The sequence below is a fragment of the Bacillus sp. TL12 genome (assembly GCF_022625245.1).
Classification (GTDB): domain Bacteria; phylum Bacillota; class Bacilli; order Bacillales; family Bacillaceae_G; genus Bacillus_A.
The window spans coordinates 1-2,059 of record NZ_JAJJBY010000128.1; the positions used below are offsets into that span (position 1 = coordinate 1).

1 protein-coding gene is annotated in these 2,059 nt (G+C 31.6%); it reads right to left on the reverse strand.

What is annotated here, in order from left to right; genetic code table 11:
- Positions 1–97: 97 nt before the first annotated feature.
- Complete coding sequence (locus LOK41_RS27920) at positions 98–1,129, reverse strand: serine hydrolase domain-containing protein (RefSeq protein ID WP_241819345.1); 1,032 nt, start codon at positions 1,127–1,129, stop codon at positions 98–100.
- Between the last annotated feature and the right edge of the window lie 930 nt (positions 1,130–2,059).

The following is a 2,059-nucleotide window of genomic DNA, read 5'->3' on the forward strand; positions in this document are numbered from 1 at the left end:
TACTTGTATCTACCAAAAGAATAGCGTTTTTTCGTTTTATGGATACAATTTTTTAGCTTGATAGCGATGTGGTGCTACTCCTTATAAAAAAGTTTGGTCATATCTCAAAAATTCCTTCAATCCCCTTCATTACTTCAAAGGATCCTGAACTTTTGTTTGAAGGTATCGCTATCTTGATTCCTGATTTAGGATAAAAAGCAGAATGGAAGCTCACGCCAGGGTCATATCCCATTACATGATACTTTATTATAGATTTTTCCCTTTTAGTGATCCAAAGTCCATATCCATAATCTATCCCATCTTTAACATGGATTTGCGAATTTAAAAGTATTTCTGTGTATTCTTTACTTAAAAGTTGATGATTTAACAATGCTTCCCAAAATTTGATCATATCTGATGGTGTAATAAAAGCCCCCCCATCAGCTCCACCTTTTATTGGAATCGAGTAGGTATTTGTTCTCCATGTTTCATCTTTATTATCTATGTACCCATAGGCAGTGCTTTTAGGGAGTCGATCTAAAGGAAAATATCCTGAGTTATTCATTCCACATCGTTGGAAGAGATTTGCTTCAATATAGTCGGTAAAAGAAAGTCCTGATTGTTGTTCCACGATTAAACCTAAAACAATAAATCCAGCATTATTGTAGTGGAATTTTTCTCCAGGTTGGAACATCATCTCCCCATTTTGAAATAAAGGAAGAAAATCTTTTGCGTCATTCAAGAGATACATAGGTATTTGTTTCCAAAGCTCTTCAAAGTCATCCATTACTTGTTCATCAAAATAGTCCGGTATTCCAGAACTGTGGGTCAAAAGGTGATGAATTGTTACGCCTTTGTTAAAATGCGGAAATTTTATGTTCAAACAATTTTCAAGACGAGTTTCAAATGATAGTAAACCCTTTTCAACGAGTTGGCAAATAGCAACAGCTGTAAACAACTTACAGCCAGATGCAATTCCAAAACGTGTATGAACAGTATTCAATTTTTTATCCGCCCTGTTCGCATAACCAAATGCTGATTCAAATAAGACTTTATTGTTATCCTTGATGTAAATAGCTCCAGAAAATTGTTCATCTATTATGTTATGAATTGCTTTAGTAAGGTTTAAAACTCGATTGCTCAAAATAATCCCCCTTGTTCATAGATAGTAATGTATTATTCCCATTTTAGTACGAATTTCCTTTTACTCATTAATACCAGGAAAGAATAAAGTCCAGTTTTTCAGGACAAGATTTTGAGATGCCCCCATTGCCATCAAGCTAAGTTTTTGAAGTACCCCAAAAACAAAAATGTTATCTCACCACAGTTGTCTATGAGAATCCAGTGCATTTTTTTTGTTTTGGAGAACGATGAATTTCTTAACTTGATGGCGATGGGGTGGGACCCCTATTTGCACCAAAACCATTTTTTACATTAAATTCAATATATTACCCGAATATTATGTACCTTTATAGTTTTTGATTTTAATTTGATGTAAAGTATTTATAAATACAACAAAAAATATTACCACTAAAAAAGCCTCTTTCCACAAAAAGTTATGTCCTAGTATAAGATTTTTGCATAAACTATACCAATTAATAATTAACAAGATACCAAAAATATATATACAATTTTTTAATGTGTTTAAGCTGTATTGATATTCCAACATATTTCTTTTCATGTATTTCTGCTCCTATTCGATATAATTAAATAAAATCGTAACTGTTTAAAAGGAAGAGAATTTTTATAGTTCTCTCCCTTTTTTGGTTCATTAGCTGCTTAGTTCATTGAGAAAGCTGCACATTTATCTATTTTAGTATAACGGTATAAAACAGAATTCGAAGATGTAATATTGCATATTAATATATTCGTTTACCATAATGAATTTATAATATTTACTACACCTTAACATTCAAAGAAGAAGAGGAAATAATATGACAATCGCAATGGCAAACTTAACATTCTTAGGTGGAGCAATTCCATTAGTTCAAGAACTTTTAAAAGCATTTATGTAAGTTTTAGTACTTAGCAATCATTTGTATGAGCAAACTTTAAATTAAAAAAGAAGCCCATTAATCAT